Source organism: Micromonospora sp. NPDC005163 (assembly GCF_053599835.1).
In genome coordinates, this window is sequence record NZ_JBSFYP010000001.1 from 32,316 (window position 1) to 47,106 (window position 14,791).

The following is a 14,791-nucleotide window of genomic DNA, read 5'->3' on the forward strand; positions in this document are numbered from 1 at the left end:
GTCGCCGCCCGGTGGGGTCAGTCGAGGCGGGTGGCGCCGGGGGCGGGGAGGACCGTGATGGTGCCCGGTGCGGTGAAGCCGCGCTCGGCGTAGGCGGCGGTCACGGTTGCGGCGACCGCGTCGGCCCGGCCCGTGTCGACCAGGGCGAGGACGCACCCCCCGAAGCCGCCGCCGGTCATCCGGGCGCCCAGGGCGCCAGCGGCAAGCGCCGCCTCGACCGCGGTGTCGATCTCGGGCACCGTGATCTCGAAGTCGTCGCGCATCGAGACGTGCGAGGCGGTGAGCAGCGGGCCGATGTCCCGGACCCGGCCGGCGCGCAGCAGCGCCACCGTGTCCAGCACCCGCTGGTCCTCGGTGACCACGTGCCGGACCCGCCGCCGGGTCTCCTCGTCATCGAGCCGGGCGAGCGCGGCGTTGAGCTGGTCGACGGCCACGTCGCGCAGCGCGGAGACGCCGAGCGCCTTGGCCGCCGTCTCACAGGACCGACGGCGGGCGGCGTACTCGCCGTCGGCGTGCCGGTGCGGCGCCCGGCTGTCGATCACCAGCACGGCCAGCCCGGCGGCGTCCAGGTCGAACGGAATGTGTTCGACGGACTCGTCACGGCAGTCGAGGAAGAGGGCGTGCCCGGCACGGCAGCGGATCACGGCGGACTGGTCCATGATCCCGGTCGGCGCGCCGACGTAGAGGTTCTCCGCCCGCTGCGCCAGCCGGGGCTGCCGCTCGGCGGGCAGCTCCAGCCCTCCGAGGTCGAGTAGCGCGGCGAGCACGGCCGACTCCAGCGCGGCCGAGGAGGAGAGCCCGGAGCCCAGCGGCACGTCGGAGGCGATCGCCAGCCGGGCGCCGGGCACCTGGTGGCCGGCCTCGCGCAGCGCCCAGACCACACCGGCCACGTACGCGCCCCAGCCGGTGACCCGGCCCGGCTCGGCGACGTCGTCCGCGCCGAAGGTGATCGTCTCGTCGGAGAGCTCGGACCAGACCGTCCACCGCTCGCCGTCCTGCCGGTCGGCGGCGACGACCGTCCGCAGTGGCAGTGCGAAGGGCAGCACGAACCCGTCGTTGTAGTCGGTGTGCTCGCCGATCAGATTGACCCGCCCGGGAGCCGCCCAGCGGCCGGCGGCCCGGCCGCCGTACTGGGCGGTGAAGCCGGCGGCGGCCCGCTCGGCGACGTCACCGGTCGGGTGGGTCATGACTGCTCCAGGATGTGCGTGCGGTAGAAGGCCCAGGCGTCCCCGACCATGTCGTGCAGGGTCGGCTTCTGCGGCGTCCAGCCCAGCTCGTCACGGGCCAGCGCGGAGGAGGCGACCAGCTCGGCCGGGTCGCCCTCGCGGCGGGGCGCCACCTCGACCGGCAGCGCGTGCCCGGTGACCTCGCGGACGACGTCGACCACCTGCCGGTTGGTGAAGCCGTTGCCGTTGCCCAGGTTGTAGATCCGGTGCTGGCCGGCCGTCGCCGCGTCCAGCGCCAGCAGGTGGGCCCGGGCCAGGTCGGCGACGTGGATGTAGTCGCGGACGCAGGTGCCGTCGACGGTGGGGTAGTCGTCGCCGAAGAGTTGGAGCTTCTCCCGCCGGCCGGCGGCGACCTCCAGCGCGATCGGGATCAGGTGCGTCTCCGGGTCGTGCCGCTCGCCGAGCGCGACGTCACCGGCGAGGTGCGCGCCGGCCACGTTGAAGTAGCGCAGCGACACGGCGGCCAGCCCGTGGGCGATCGTCTCGGAGGTGAGCGCCATGTCGACGGCGAGCTTGGTGGCGCCGTACGTGTTGGTGGGCGCCTTGACCGCGCTCTCCGGGATGGGCAGCTCGGTGGGGTTGCCGTAGACGGCGGCGGTGGAGGAAAAGACCATCCGGGGCACCCCGGCGGCCCGGACCGCGTCGATCAGGGCGAGCGTGCCGACCGTGTTGGTCTGCCAGTACAGCTCCGGCCTGACCATCGACTCGCCGGCGGCGATCAGAGCGGCGAAGTGCAGCACCCCGTCGAAGCCGGCGTCGGGAGTGACGATCCGGGCGGCGTCGTGGATGGACGCCTCGACGTGGGTCGCATCCGGAGCGAGCGCCTCGCGGTGGCCGGTGCGCAGGTCGTCCAGGACCACCACCCGGTGACCCGCGTCGAGCAGCATCCGGGTCACTACGCTGCCGATGAAGCCGGCGCCCCCGGTGACGAGCAGTTTCACGTCGTTGCCTCCCTGCCTGGCCCGCCCGGGACGTGGCCTCGGTGAATCACCCTACGGCGGCGGGTGGCCCCCGGCCGATCCCGTCACCATCGCCATTCCATCATAATCTCTCACGATTAAACAGACCCGAACATTTGATCCGCACCGTGCGAACCCCGGTGCGACGGGCCGTCGGTGTCTACCATCTCTGTCATGCGGGAAGCGGCCCGTACCGGGCTCCGGCGAGGCGCGCGGGGGAGGCCCCGCCGCGACCCTGGCCCGCTCGCCCGGGTCGTCGCCCGGGTCGTGGTCCGCGCCGCCGACGGCGCCACCCGTCTCGTCACCGACCTGCTGGGGGCCGGCCCGGCAGCCGGCCGGGAGCGCATCTCCGAAGCCGAACTGCGGGACCTGGTCGCGGCGAACACGCTGCTCGACCCGGATGAGCGGCGGATCATCGACGAGGTTCTGGTGGCCGGAGCCAGCCTGGTCCGTGAGGTGATGATGCCCCGCACCGAGGTGGTCTTCCTGCCCGCCCGGCTGACCATCGCCGAGGCCGCCCGGCTGGTACGCGCCGAGACGCACACCCGCTACCCGGTCACCGACGGCACCCACGACGACGTGGTCGGCTTCGTGCACCTCCGAGACGTGCTGCTGCGCCCGGACGCCGACGCGTGCGCCACCGTCGGCGAGCTCACCCGGGAGGTGAAGCGCCTGCCCGGCAGCAAGCGGGTGCTGCCCGCGCTGACCGAGATGCGCCGGGAGGGTCAGCACCTCGCGGTGGTCGTCGACGAGTACGGCGGCACCGCCGGGATCGTCACCCTGGAGGACCTGATCGAGGAGCTGATCGGCGAGATCCGCGACGAGTACGACGTCGCGCCGGACCCGGTGCACGCCGGCCTGCCCGCCGTGGTGGATGGTCGGCTCAACCTGGCCGACTTCGCCGAGCGGACGGGCGTCGCGCTGCCCGCCGGGCCGTACGAGACGGTCGGCGGGTTCGTGATGGCCGCGCTGGGCCGACTACCGGTCACCGGCGACGAGGTGCCCGTACCCGTTGAGCCGGCCGAAGCCGGCGGACCCGACCCGGCCGACCCCCTGGGCGGTTGGCTGCTGCGGGTGCTGGCCCTCGACGGACGCCGGGTGACCCGGGTCGCCGTCTCCGCCGTGCGGGTGCCGGAGCAACGCCGTGAGTTTAGCGCCGGGTTGGCGCGGGACGCCGGGGCGGAGCAGGCGTGGGAGGCGCTGCCGGAGCAGCAGATCGAGGCCGGTGTCGCGCCCGTCCGCCGGGTCGGCGCGAGGGAAGCGTGCGAGGTGAACGCCCCGACACCGGCGGGCCGCGGCCGACCCGCCGGCCCGTCATGACGGACCCCGCTGCTTGCTGACAGAATTATCGGCATGTCCGACGTTCCCGCCCGCCCCCGCGTCTTCTCCGGCATCCAGCCGACGGCCGACTCGTTCCACCTCGGCAACTACCTCGGCGCGGTGCGGCACTGGGTGGCCCTGCAGGAGACCCACGACGCCTTCTACTGCGTGGTGGACCTGCACGCCATCACGGCGGGGCACGACCCGGCGCTGCTGCGCCAGCGGACCAGGGTGGCCGCCGCCCAGCTCTTCGCGGTCGGTCTGGACCCGGAACGCAGCACCCTGTTCGTGCAGTCGCAGGTGCCCGAGCACCCGCAGCTGGCCTGGGTGCTCGGCTGCATCACCGGCTTCGGCGAGGCCAGCCGGATGACCCAGTTCAAGGACAAGTCGCAGAAGCAGGGCAACGAGCGGGCCAGCGTCGGCCTGTTCACCTACCCGATCCTGCAGGCCGCCGACATCTTGCTCTACCAGGCCAATGCGGTGCCGGTCGGCGAGGACCAGCGCCAGCACCTGGAGCTCTCCCGGGACCTGGCCCAGCGGTTCAACTCGCTGTTCGGCCCGACGTTCACCGTGCCCGCGCCGCACATCGTCAAGGACACCGCGAAGATCACCGACCTGCAGGACCCGACCGCGAAGATGTCCAAGTCGTCGTCCTCGCCGGCCGGCATCATCGACCTGCTGGAGGACCCGGCCCGGTCGGCGAAGAAGATCCGCTCGGCGGTCACCGACACCGGCCGGGAGATCGTCTTCGACGCCGAGACCAAGCCGGGCGTGTCCAATCTGCTGACCATCCACTCGGCGCTCAGCGGGCGCGACATCGACGAGCTGGTGGCCGCGTACGCCGGTCGCGGCTACGGCGACCTGAAGAAGGACCTGGCCGAGGTGGTGGCGGAGTTCGTCCGCCCGATCCAGCAGCGCACCAGCACGTACCTCGACGACCCGGCGCAACTGGACAAGCTGCTCGCCGCCGGCGCGGAGAAGGCCCGGGCGGTGGCCGGTGCCACCCTGCGGTCGGCGTACGAGCGGGTCGGGTTCTTCCCGCCGGTGCGCGGCGAATAGCGCCGCGGGACAGGTGGGCGGGTCGGTGGCCGAAGGGGCGACGCGAAGCGTGGATCGCAGTGGTGGGGTGCCGCCGACCGGCGACACCATCCAGATCGGCATCGCGGTGGACATCCCGGAGCCGTGGGGGGCCCAGCTCACCCGGCGGCGGGTCGAGGCCGGTGACCCGCTGGCCGTACCCGCGCACGTGACGCTGCTCGGGCCCACCGAGATCCCGACGGCCAACCTGCCGACCGTCGAGCGGCACCTCGCCAGCGTCGCCGCCGCGCACCTGCCGTTCACGCTGCACCTGCGGGGCACCGGCACGTTCCGCCCGGTGACCCAGGTGGTGTTCGTGGCGGTGGCCGCCGGGATCAGCGAGTGCGAGCTGCTCGCCTCCGCCATCGCTGCGACGCCGGGCCTGCACCGCCAGACCCGGTTCCCTTACCACCCGCACGTCACCGTGGCGCAGGACGTGGCGCCGGAGGCGCTGGACAAGGCGTACGAGGACCTGGCCGACTTCTCCGCGATGTTCGAGGTCGAGGCGTTCACCCTGTTCTCGCACAGTGGGCAGGCCCGATGGCGGCCGCGCCGGGACTTCCGCCTCGGCGGCTGAACCAGCCGGCGACGCGCCGCCGGGCGAGCGCGGGCAGCCGGTTGCCACCACGGCGGCGGGAGATCGGCGAGGATGACCGCGTGAACGTGATCGGCCGGATCGAGGCGGGCATCGACCGCTGGGTGAACGCCGCGCGCTGCCGGTCGGGGCTCTTCGACCACGTGTGGCGAGCCGGCGCCCTGTACGCCGAGGTGCTGGCCGGGCGGCTGGCGGCGGCGATCGCCTACTACGGCTTCTTCGCGGTGTTTGCCCTCGCGCTGGTCGCGTACTCCATCTTCGGCGCGATCCTGGAGGACAACGACGAGGTCAGCGCGGCGGCAGCCGATTTCCTGAAGGACAACCTGCCGTTCCTGGACGCGCAGCAGATCGCCAACTCCAGCGGAACGGTCGGTGTGGTCGGCCTCGTCATCCTGGTCTTCACCGGGATCGGCTGGGTGGAGGCGATCCGCTCCTCGCAGCGGTTGATGTACCGGCTCAACCAGCAGCCCGGCAACCTGGTGATCCGGCGGCTGGTCGACCTGGGCGTGATGATCGGCGTCTTCGTGCTGCTCGGCGTCTCGGTGGCGGCGGTGGATGCGTTGGAGTCGCTGCTGCGCTTCCTGCTGCGCAGCACCGGCTCGGTCGGCCTGACCACGATCAGCGCCGTGCTCAGTGTGCTGATCAACGCCGTGCTCGCCACCGCGCTGCTGCTCGCGGTGCCCCGGCTGCGGATGAGCCGGTCCCGGCTGCGCCCGGTGGTGCTGCTGGTCGCGGTCGGCATCACGCTGCTGAACACCGTCGGGCGGTACTACGTGGTGCGCACCGAGCGGAACCCGGCGTACACGGTGGTGGCCGGTGCCGTCGGCCTGCTGCTCTACCTCTATCTGCTCAACCAGCTGGTGCTGTTCGGGGCGGCGCTCCTCGCGACCAGCATGCGCGGGCGGGTGGTCGACCTGGCGGAGGGCGCCCCGCCGGCGAATCTCGACGAGGACACCGATCCGGGTACGCCGGGCGGCGCGGGTTGATGACGGAAGGTGTGCAGGTGCTGATCTCGGTCGATCCGGACTCGTCGGTGGCGCCGTACGAGCAGGTGCGCGGACAACTCGCCGAGCTGATCGGCGACGGCCGGTTGCCGGTGGGCACCAGACTGCCGACCGTCCGACAGCTCGCCGCGGACCTGCGGCTGGCGGCGAACACGGTGGCCAGGGCTTACCGGGAGCTGGAGGCGGCCGGGCTGCTGGAGACCCGGGGGCGTAACGGCACCTTCGTGGCCCCGGGCCGGGACGACGCCGTCGACCGGCTGCATCGGGCGGCGGCCGGTTACGCGGCCGAGGCGGTCCGGCTCGGCGTGCCGCCGGCCACCGCGCTCGCCCTGGTCCGTGCGGCCCTGGACGCCACCCGCCCCGGCTGATCGGAGCCTGATCGGGCGCCGGACGGGCGAAAACTGAGGCGAACGGCGTCACGGCTCGCGTTGGCCGACCATGATGAGCCGGTGGGCGCACTCATGACACTGGACCTGCCGGCCGACTCGCCGATGCTCGGCCTGCCCTGGATCATCACCTTCGGCCCGCTCGGTGACCTCGATGAGTGGGAGCCGGTGGTCTGCGGGCCGTACGAGCGGCCGCACGCGTTGGCGCTGGCCGAGGCGGTGGTGGCTGAGGAGCAGCTGATGGCGGTTGTGGAGCCACTGCTGCCGGCGCTGTCCGCCGACGAGATCCGCAGCGAGATCGCCGCCGCGCAGGTCGCCGCCGAGGATGAGGCCCGGCAGGTCGAGGGGGCCGACCTGTACGGCGACTTCGAGGATGTGATCGACGAGGAGTTGGACGCCGCCGCCGACGAGGCGGGCCATGGCGAACCCGCCGAGCCGCCGGACGAGGCCGAGGTGCGCGCGGGCTTCACCCGGATCGCGGCGCTGCTCACCGCGAAGTGAGCGACTCCCACCGGTGACGGCCCGGTTAGCGGGTCGGTGCGCTGTCCAGCACGCAGAACTCGTTGCCCTCGGGATCGGCGAGCACCGTGAACTGCTCGCTGCCGCTCTGCCCGACGTCCACGTGCCGCGCGCCGAGCCCGGTCAGCCGCCGTACCTCGGTCTGCGGGTCACCGTCGGCGACCAGGTCGAGGTGGAGCCGGTTCTTGCCCCGCTTGGTCGTGCCGGAGCCCTGCAACCAGACGCTGGGCATCGCGGCGGAGGGCTGCCCCGGCGGCCAGAGTTTGGCGCTGCCGTCGTCGCCCTCCTGGACATCGTGGCCGAGGGCCGCCGACCAGAACGCCACCATGAGGTCCAGGTCCTCGACGTCGAGTGTGCACTGCGCTATCCGTACCACCATGCTCCGTGTGGTACCCCCGGCGGCGACGACGCACACCCCGCGCAGACGGACACCGGCGCCGCGCGGAGCGGACTCCGCGTGGCGCCGGCGCCACCTCACCCCCCACCACAAGGGGCCGGTAGCCCAGTCGCCCGTCGGCGCGGGGCACGACGGACGACCAGGTCGATGACGGGTTACCCGCTCAGCGTCGTTCCAACCAGGCGGCCGCGTCGACCGGCAGCAGGTGGCCGGAGCCCTGCCCGGTGAGCGCCTCGCTGGCGACGAGCGGTTCGCCGTACCCGTCGATGGGGACCGGTGCGCCGCTGAGGTTGACCACGCAGGTCAGCACGGTCGCGCCGGCGGCGCGGGAGAACGCCAGCACGCCCGGCCCGCTCTCCAGCCAGGTCACCCCGCCGGCGTCGACGGCCAGCGCCGGGTGCTCGTGCCGGATCCGCAGCGCCGCCCGGTAGAGCTCCAGCGTCGAGCCGGGCACGCCGGTCTGCGCGGTGACCGAGAGGGCCGCCCAGGTCGCCGGCGTGGGCAGCCAGCTCAGCTCGCTGCCGGCCGGCCCGAAGCCGTACGGGGCCAGCTCACCGCTCCACGGGATGGGCACCCGGCAGCCGTCCCGGCTCTCGCCGGTTCGCAGGAACGCCGGGTCCTGGCGCAGTTCGTCGGGGAGGTCGAGCACCTCGGGCAGGCCCAGCTCCTCGCCCTGGTAGAGGTAGGCGCAGCCGGGCAGGGCGAGCATCAGCAGGCTGGCCGCGCGGGCACGGCGCAGCCCTTCGACGCCGTCGCCGTAGCGGGTGACGTGTCGCTGCTTGTCGTGGTTGGACAGCACCCAGGTGGTGGGCGCGCCGACCACGGTCGACTCGGCCAGCGCGGTGTCGATCACCTTGCGGAACGAGTCCGCCGACCAGGTCGCGTCGAGGAAGTCGAAGTTGAACGCCTGGTGCAGCTCGTCCGCGCCGATGTAGCGGGCCAGCCGCTGCGGGGTCTCGGCCCACGCCTCGGCGACGGCCATCCGGCCTCCGGGGTAGCTGTCCAGGATGGGCCGCCAGGCGCGGTAGATCTCGTGCACCTCGTCCTGGTCGAAGTAGGGCAGCCGGCCCTTGCCGAGCAGCTCGACCTGGCGCTGGCCGGTGGTCAGCGTGCTGAAGCCGACGTCCGGCAGACCCTCGGCCTTGATCATGCCGTGTGCCACGTCGATCCGGAAGCCGTCCACGCCCCGGTCCAGCCAGAACCGCAGCACGTCCTCGAACTCGGCGCGGACCTCGGGGTGGCGCCAGTTCAGGTCCGGCTGGGCCGGGTCGAACAGGTGCAGGTACCACTCGCCGTCCGGGACCCGGGTCCAGGCGGGGCCGCCGAAGATGCTCTCCCAGTCGTTCGGCGGCAGCTCGCCGTGCGCGCCCCGGCCCTCGGCGAAGAGGTAGCGGGCCCGCTCCGGCGAGCCGGGGCCGGCGGCGAGGGCGGCGGTGAACCAGCGGTGTGCGCTGGAGGTGTGGTTGGGGACCAGGTCGACGATGATCCGCAGGCCGAGGGCGTGCGCGTCGGTGATCATCGCGTCGAAGTCGGTGAGGGTGCCGAACATCGGGTCGACGTCCCGGTAGTCGGCGACGTCGTACCCGCCGTCGACCATCGGGGAGGTGTAGAAGGGGGTCAGCCAGAGCGCGTCCACCCCGAGGTCGCGCAGGTACGGCAGGCGCTGCCGGATGCCCTGGAGGTCACCGGTGCCGTCGCCGTCGCTGTCGGCGAAGCTGCGGACGTAGACCTGGTAGACGACCGCGGAACGCCACCAGTCGTCGTCGGCGGCGGTGCGGGGCGGGGTGGCGGTGCTGGCGGTCATCGGTTGGCGTTCCCCGTCTGTCTCTGGCCGGGTGCGGTGGCACCCGGCGGGGTGTGGCCGATGGCCCGCCGGGTGTCTGAGCAATATGCCGGCCGAGCGCTGCAAGAGTCAAGCAGTTCTTGCGCAAGGCAACACCGCAGTTGCTGCGGCAGTTGGCAGCCGGGACCGTGTGGCGTCGATCAGCCGGGACCGTGCGGGGCCGATCAGGCGGGGACGGCCAGCGCCGAAGAGCCGCCCCGGTGCCGGTTGGAGCCGGCGGCGCCGGGGCGGGCCGGGACGACAGCGGTGGAGCCGCGTACCACCAGCTCCGGGCGGAACAGGTACTCCGAGTGCGGAGCGCCATGCCCGTTGATCTCGTCTACCAGGGCCCGTACCGCGGCCACCGCCATCGCGATGACCGGCTGCCGCATCGTGGTCAACGGCGGGTCGGTGAAGGCCATCAGCGGCGAGTCGTCGTAGCCGACCACGGAGAGGTCGCCGGGGACGGTCAGGCCGCGCTGGCGGGCCGCCCGGATCGCGCCGAGCGCCATCAGGTCGGAGCCGCACACCACACCGGTCACGCCGCGGTCCAGCAGCCTGCCGGCCGCGGCCTCGCCGCCCTCCACACCGAACAGCGACAGCTCGGCCAGGGAGCCCAGGTCAGCCTCGGCGACGCCGGCCAGCCGGGTCATCGCGGAGCGCCAGCCGGCCACCTTACGCCGCACCGGGACGAATCGGTCGGGGCCGGTGATCAGGCCGATCCGGCGGTGCCCGAGTGCGACCAGGTGGGCCACCGCCAGCTCGGCGGCCTCCCCGTCGTCGCAGGAAACGAAGGGGGCGCCGATGCCGGGCACGTACCCGTTGATCATCACGACCGGCAACGGCCGGGCGATCAACGCCCGGTAGCGGTCGTGGTTGGCGGCGGTGTCGGCGTGCAGGCCGGAGACGAAGACGATCCCGGAGACCTGCCGGTCCAGCAGCATCTCGACGTACTCGTCCTCGGTGACGCCGCCGGCGGTCTGGGTGCAGAGCACCGGGGTGAACCCGCTCTGCGCCAGCGTCGACTCGATGACCTGGGCGAAGGCGGGGAAGATCGGGTTGTCCAGCTCCGGGACCACCAGGCCGACCAGCCCGGCGCTGCGCTTGCGCAGCCGGGCCGGCCGCTCGTAGCCGAGCACGTCGAGGGCGGTGAGGACGGCCTGCCGGGTCTCCGGGGCCACGCCGGGGCGGTCGTTGAGCACCCGCGACACCGTGGCCTCGCTGACTTCGGCCTGCTGGGCGATGTCGGACAGTCGAGCGCGCATGGCGGCACTTTAGCTCACCGGCAAGTTCTTGCGGGACTCTCTGCAAGCTCTTCCATTATCTGCAACCTCTTGCTAACGTCCCGGCAACATGCGAGAGCAGCGGCGCGACATCGATGCGCCGGTTGGCAAGAACTTCCAGAGCTTCCCACTGGCGGGCTGCCCTTCCCCCGGCGGACCCGCCATGACGACAGGAGTACCGATGCGCATCCGTACCGCGGGTGTGGTCGCCCTCTTCGCCCTGGCGCTCGCCGCCTCCGGCTGTGGTGGCGACAGCGACGAGCCGGCCGCGAAGGAATCCCCCAAGGCCGCCGGCGGCAAACTGGTGATCTGGGCGGACGACAAGCGGACCGCCGCCCTCAAGCCGTTCGCCGAGAAGTTCGGTCAGGAGAACGGCGTCACCGTCGAGGTCGAGGCCGTCAGCAAGGACCTGCAGACCAACTTCGTCACCGCTTCCCAGCAGGGCAGCGGCCCCGACGTGGTGGTCGGCGCGCACGACTGGATCGGTAACCTGGTGCAGAACGGCGCCATCGACCCCGTGCAGCTCGCCGCGGAGCAGAAGAGCGCGTTCAACGAGACCGCCATCAAGGCGGTCACCTTCAACGGTCAGCTCTACGGCGTGCCGTACGCGCAGGAGAACCTGGCGCTGATCCGCAACACCGAGCTGGCCCCCGAGGCGCCGAAGACGATCGAGGACCTGGTCGCCACGGGCAAGCAGCTCAAGACGGCGAAGAAGGCCACCGAGACGCTCTGCCTCCAGGTCGGCCAGAACGGCGACGCGTACCACATCTACCCGCTGTACACCTCGGCTGGCGGCTACCTCTTCGGCACCGGCGCCAACGGCGACTACGACCCGAAGGACCTGGGCGTGGGCAAGCCCGCGTCGATCGAGGCGTTCAAGAAGATCGGCGCGCTCGGCGAGAAGGGCGCGGGCGTACTCAAGCGCTCCATCGCGGACACCAACTCGATCGCCACCTTCACCAGCAAGAAGTGCGCGTTCCTGGTCTCCGGTCCGTGGGCGGTGGCCGACGTCAAGAAGGCCAACATCAAGTACGACATCTCCGCCATCCCCGGCTTCGCCGGTGGCAAGGAGGCCCAGCCGTTCGTTGGCGTGCAGGCGTTCTACGTCGCCACCAAGGGCAAGAACAAGGCGCTGGCCCAGGAGTTCGTGGCCAACTACACCACCACCCCTGAGCTGGCCGTCGCGCTCTACAACGCCGAGCCCCGGCCGCCGGCGCTGACCGCCGCCCTCGACCAGGTCAAGGGCAGCGACCCGGACCTGGCCAAGTTCCAGGAGGCCGGCCGGAACGGCCAGGTGCTCCCGGCCATCCCTGCGATGGCCGCGATCTGGGACCCGTTCGGCAAGGCCGAGGCCGCCGTCATCGGTGGCGCCGACGCGACCAGCACCATCACCGCGGCCGGCAAGACCATCTCCGGCCAGATCAAGTAATGAGCACGCCGCTGTCCGGCCCGGGGTCTGCCACGCAGGCCCCGGGCCGGGGGCCCGTCGGCTCCCGGCCCCCACGCTCCCGTGCCGCGCGTGACCACGCGCCGATCACCCTGACCGGCCTGGCCGGCAAGGTGCTCCTGCTCGGCCTGACCGCCGGTATCGCGGTCTGGGCGGCCTTCCCGCTCATCGACGCAGGGAAGTGGGTCGGTCTGGCCCTGCTGGCGGCGACCACCGCCGGACTGTTCTACCTGTACCTCACCCGCCGGCACATCCCGGCCAAGTACCTGGTCCCAGGCACCCTGTTCCTGATCGCCTTCCAGGTCTTCCCGGTGCTCTACACGGCCAGCACCGCCTTCACCAACTTCGGCGACGGGCACCGGGGCAGCAAGGACGACGCGATCGTCGCGATCCAGACCTCCTCGGTCACCCAGGTGCCCGGCTCCGCCGAGTACGCCCTGTCGATCGCCACCAAGGGCGACCCGGCCACCGGACCGCTGGTCTTCCTGGTCACCAACCCCGCCACCGGCACGGTCTCCGCCGGCGACACCGGCGGGCTACGCCAGCTCGACGCCGCCGACGTCACGGTCACCCCGGCCGGCAAGGTCACCGCCGCCGACGGCTACACCGTGCTGAACTTCGGCCAGGCCAGCGCCCGCAGCAAGGAGATCACCGACCTGGTGGTGCCCACCGCCGGCGGCGCGCTGCGCTCCAGCGGCCTGTCCCGCGCGTACGAGGGCAAGGCGGTGCGGGCGTACGAGGCCGGCTGCGACTGCGTCCGGGACACCGAGACCGGGCAGACCTGGACCGCCGACGAGGAGGTGGGCGCCTTCGTCGCCGCCGACGGCGAGCGGCTCGCCCAGGGCTGGAAGGTCAGCGTCGGGCTGAGCAACTTCACCCGGGTGCTCACCGACAAGAACATCTCCGGCCCGTTCCTCGGCACCCTGATCTGGAACTTCGCCTTCGCTGTGGCTTCCACCGGCGGGACGTTCCTGCTCGGCGTGCTGATCGCGCTCGTGCTGCACTCGCCCCGGATGCGCGGCACCAACCTCTACCGCGTGCTGCTGGTCCTGCCGTACGCCATGCCGTCGTTCGCGATGCTGCTGGCCTGGCGGGACATGTTCAACGCCGACTTCGGCCTGATCAACAACCTGTTCGGCCTGGACGTGGACTGGTTCGGCCACGCGTGGACGGCGCGCCTCGCGGTCATCCTGGTGCAGCTCTGGCTCGGCTACCCGTACATGTTCCTGGTGGCCACCGGTGCGTTGCAGGCCATCCCGCGGGAGTTGACCGAGGCGACCTCGGTCGACGGGGCATCGCCCTGGCAGTCCTTCCGGGCGGTCACCCTGCCCCTGCTGCTGATCGCGCTCTCCCCGCTGTTGATCTCGTCGTTCGCGTACAACTTCAACAACTTCAACGCGATCTACCTGACCACCGAGGGCGCGCCGTTCCCGGCCGACAACCCGACCAACGGCGCGACGGACCTGCTCATCACGTACACCTACCGGCTCGCCTTCGGCGGGCAGGGCGCGGAGTTCGGCTTCGCGGCCGCGATCTCACTGTTCATCTTCGCCATCGTCGCGGTGGTCTCGGCGGTCAGCTTCCGCCGGACCCGTAAGCAGGAGGAGGTGTACTCGTGACCACGCTCACCGGGCCCATGCCTACCGGCGACACGGCAGGTCCGCCGCCGGCGGTCAACCGCAACGTCACCGGCCGGCGGCGCAACCGCTGGTTCGCCCAGGTCGGCTGGCGGCACCTGGTCGCCGTGCTCGGCGTGCTGTTCAGTCTCTTCCCGATCGTGTTCGTGCTCTCCGCCGCGCTCAACCCGCTCGGCACGCTCTCCACCACCGACCTGGTGCCGACCGACGGGGTGTCGCTCGGCAACTTCGGCGGGTTGTTCGAACGGACCGCCTTCGGGCGGTGGTTCCTCAACTCGCTGCTGATCGCCGGGGTGGCCTCGTTCGCGTCGGTGCTCCTCTCCGCGCTGGCCGCGTACGCCTTCTCGCGGATGCGGTTCCGCGGCCGCCGGGTGGGGCTGCTCGCCCTGCTGTTGATCCAGATGTTCCCGCAGTTCCTGGCGATCGTGGCGATCTACCTGATCTTCGGCACGATCACCGACCTGTGGCCGTCGATCGGCTTCAACACCCCCTGGGGGCTGTTGCTGCTCTACATGGGTGGCGCGCTCGGGGTGAACACCTGGCTGATGAAGGGCTTCTTCGACACCCTGCCCCGGGAACTGGACGAGTCGGCGACCATGGACGGGGCGTCGCACGCCCAGGTCTTCTTCCGGATCATGCTGCCGCTGGTGGCGCCGATCCTGGCGGTGACCGGGCTGCTGGCGTTCATCGGCACCATCAACGAGTTCCTGATGGCCAACGTGTTCCTCACCGGCACCGACTCGAAGACCCTGGCGGTCGGCATGTACGGCATGTTGCAGGGCAACGAGCGCAACAACAACTTCGGCATCTTCGCCGCCGGGACCCTGCTCACCGCGATCCCCACCGTGCTGGTCTTCCAACTGCTCCAGCGCTACATCGTGTCCGGGCTGACCGCCGGCGCGGTGAAGGGGTAGTCGGCCTGGGGCTGGGTGTGGGTCGTGACACGGGCGCGGGCTTGGGCGCGGGCCGGGACACCCTGCCCTGCTGCCTTTGCTCTGCTTCAACCCGCGCAACAGCCGGTGTCCGCTATCCGGACAGTGCCCGTTGCGCGGGTGTAAGCAGAGCAAAGGCGGCCAGCAGAGGCAGCTGGCCCGGCTCACCGTCGTACCCCCGCGCCCC

General features: G+C 72.0%; 14 protein-coding genes. 9 read left to right on the forward strand and 5 right to left on the reverse strand.

Annotated elements, in window-relative coordinates; translation table 11 throughout:
• Positions 1-17: 17 nt before the first annotated feature.
• On the reverse strand, positions 18-1,187 hold the full coding sequence (gene galK, locus ACWD6N_RS00170) for a galactokinase (RefSeq protein WP_449938209.1): 1,170 nt from the start codon (positions 1,185-1,187) through the stop codon (positions 18-20).
• The gene (gene galE, locus ACWD6N_RS00175) at positions 1,184-2,113 is read right to left on the reverse strand and encodes a UDP-glucose 4-epimerase GalE (RefSeq protein WP_354962932.1); all 930 of its coding nucleotides are present in this window, start codon (positions 2,111-2,113) and stop codon (positions 1,184-1,186) included. The genes galK and galE overlap by 4 nt, the downstream gene beginning before the upstream one ends.
• 246 nt (positions 2,114-2,359) lie before the next feature.
• Here galE and ACWD6N_RS00180 point away from each other — a divergent pair, with 246 nt between their 5' ends.
• The 6 genes from ACWD6N_RS00180 (at position 2,360) to ACWD6N_RS00205 (ending at position 7,068) form a co-directional block, all read left to right on the forward strand.
• Positions 2,360-3,505, forward strand: a complete 1,146-nt coding sequence (locus tag ACWD6N_RS00180) for a hemolysin family protein (RefSeq protein WP_387323213.1) — start codon at positions 2,360-2,362, stop codon at positions 3,503-3,505.
• Positions 3,506-3,538: 33 nt separating this feature from the next.
• Positions 3,539-4,564: a tryptophan--tRNA ligase gene (gene trpS, locus ACWD6N_RS00185; RefSeq protein ID WP_074316652.1), complete on the forward strand. Its 1,026-nt coding sequence runs from the start codon at positions 3,539-3,541 to the stop codon at positions 4,562-4,564.
• A 13-nt stretch (positions 4,565-4,577) separates the two neighbouring features.
• Positions 4,578-5,159: a 2'-5' RNA ligase family protein gene (locus ACWD6N_RS00190; RefSeq protein ID WP_387323217.1), complete on the forward strand. Its 582-nt coding sequence runs from the start codon at positions 4,578-4,580 to the stop codon at positions 5,157-5,159.
• 80 nt (positions 5,160-5,239) lie between these two features.
• Positions 5,240-6,163: a YhjD/YihY/BrkB family envelope integrity protein gene (locus ACWD6N_RS00195; protein WP_449938213.1), complete on the forward strand. Its 924-nt coding sequence runs from the start codon at positions 5,240-5,242 to the stop codon at positions 6,161-6,163.
• 17 nt (positions 6,164-6,180) lie between these two features.
• Positions 6,181-6,549, forward strand: coding sequence for a GntR family transcriptional regulator (locus ACWD6N_RS00200; RefSeq protein ID WP_387323219.1), 369 nt, complete (start codon positions 6,181-6,183; stop codon positions 6,547-6,549).
• An 81-nt stretch (positions 6,550-6,630) separates the two neighbouring features.
• On the forward strand, positions 6,631-7,068 hold the full coding sequence (locus ACWD6N_RS00205; RefSeq protein WP_089017805.1) for a hypothetical protein: 438 nt from the start codon (positions 6,631-6,633) through the stop codon (positions 7,066-7,068).
• Positions 7,069-7,093: 25 nt separating this feature from the next.
• Here ACWD6N_RS00205 and ACWD6N_RS00210 read toward each other — a convergent pair whose 3' ends face one another.
• The 3 genes from ACWD6N_RS00210 to ACWD6N_RS00220 all read right to left on the reverse strand — a co-directional run bounded on the left by ACWD6N_RS00210 (position 7,094) and on the right by ACWD6N_RS00220 (position 10,570).
• The gene (locus ACWD6N_RS00210) at positions 7,094-7,465 is read right to left on the reverse strand and encodes a VOC family protein (protein WP_449938217.1); all 372 of its coding nucleotides are present in this window, start codon (positions 7,463-7,465) and stop codon (positions 7,094-7,096) included.
• A gap of 181 nt (positions 7,466-7,646) precedes the next feature.
• Positions 7,647-9,287, reverse strand: coding sequence for a glycoside hydrolase family 13 protein (locus ACWD6N_RS00215; protein WP_449938220.1), 1,641 nt, complete (start codon positions 9,285-9,287; stop codon positions 7,647-7,649).
• 203 nt (positions 9,288-9,490) lie between these two features.
• Complete coding sequence (locus tag ACWD6N_RS00220; RefSeq protein ID WP_449938222.1) at positions 9,491-10,570, reverse strand: LacI family DNA-binding transcriptional regulator; 1,080 nt, start codon at positions 10,568-10,570, stop codon at positions 9,491-9,493.
• A 199-nt stretch (positions 10,571-10,769) separates the two neighbouring features.
• Here ACWD6N_RS00220 and ACWD6N_RS00225 point away from each other — a divergent pair, with 199 nt between their 5' ends.
• The 3 genes from ACWD6N_RS00225 to ACWD6N_RS00235 are packed head-to-tail and all read left to right on the forward strand — an operon-like array spanning position 10,770 to position 14,586.
• On the forward strand, positions 10,770-12,017 hold the full coding sequence (locus ACWD6N_RS00225) for a sugar ABC transporter substrate-binding protein (protein WP_450004259.1): 1,248 nt from the start codon (positions 10,770-10,772) through the stop codon (positions 12,015-12,017).
• The gene (locus tag ACWD6N_RS00230) at positions 12,017-13,654 is read left to right on the forward strand and encodes an ABC transporter permease subunit (protein ID WP_449938229.1); all 1,638 of its coding nucleotides are present in this window, start codon (positions 12,017-12,019) and stop codon (positions 13,652-13,654) included. Before ACWD6N_RS00225 ends, ACWD6N_RS00230 begins: the two co-directional genes overlap by 1 nt.
• A gap of 17 nt (positions 13,655-13,671) precedes the next feature.
• Positions 13,672-14,586: a sugar ABC transporter permease gene (locus tag ACWD6N_RS00235; protein ID WP_387323602.1), complete on the forward strand. Its 915-nt coding sequence runs from the start codon at positions 13,672-13,674 to the stop codon at positions 14,584-14,586.
• Positions 14,587-14,791 lie beyond the last annotated feature (205 nt).

What these genes read in the sequence shown, in the direction of transcription:
- galK (WP_449938209.1), bottom strand. Translation starts at nt 1,187, where the DNA reads ATGACCCACCCGACCGGTGACGTCGCCGAGCGGGCCGCCGCCGGCTTC.
- galE (WP_354962932.1), bottom strand. Translation starts at nt 2,113, where the DNA reads ATGCTGCTCGACGCGGGTCACCGGGTGGTGGTCCTGGACGACCTGCGC.
- ACWD6N_RS00180 (WP_387323213.1), top strand. Translation starts at nt 2,360, where the DNA reads ATGCGGGAAGCGGCCCGTACCGGGCTCCGGCGAGGCGCGCGGGGGAGG.
- trpS (WP_074316652.1), top strand. Translation starts at nt 3,539, where the DNA reads ATGTCCGACGTTCCCGCCCGCCCCCGCGTCTTCTCCGGCATCCAGCCG.
- ACWD6N_RS00210 (WP_449938217.1), bottom strand. Translation starts at nt 7,465, where the DNA reads ATGGTGGTACGGATAGCGCAGTGCACACTCGACGTCGAGGACCTGGAC.
- ACWD6N_RS00215 (WP_449938220.1), bottom strand. Translation starts at nt 9,287, where the DNA reads ATGACCGCCAGCACCGCCACCCCGCCCCGCACCGCCGCCGACGACGAC.
- ACWD6N_RS00220 (WP_449938222.1), bottom strand. Translation starts at nt 10,570, where the DNA reads ATGCGCGCTCGACTGTCCGACATCGCCCAGCAGGCCGAAGTCAGCGAG.
- ACWD6N_RS00225 (WP_450004259.1), top strand. Translation starts at nt 10,770, where the DNA reads ATGCGCATCCGTACCGCGGGTGTGGTCGCCCTCTTCGCCCTGGCGCTC.
- ACWD6N_RS00230 (WP_449938229.1), top strand. Translation starts at nt 12,017, where the DNA reads ATGAGCACGCCGCTGTCCGGCCCGGGGTCTGCCACGCAGGCCCCGGGC.
- ACWD6N_RS00235 (WP_387323602.1), top strand. Translation starts at nt 13,672, where the DNA reads ATGCCTACCGGCGACACGGCAGGTCCGCCGCCGGCGGTCAACCGCAAC.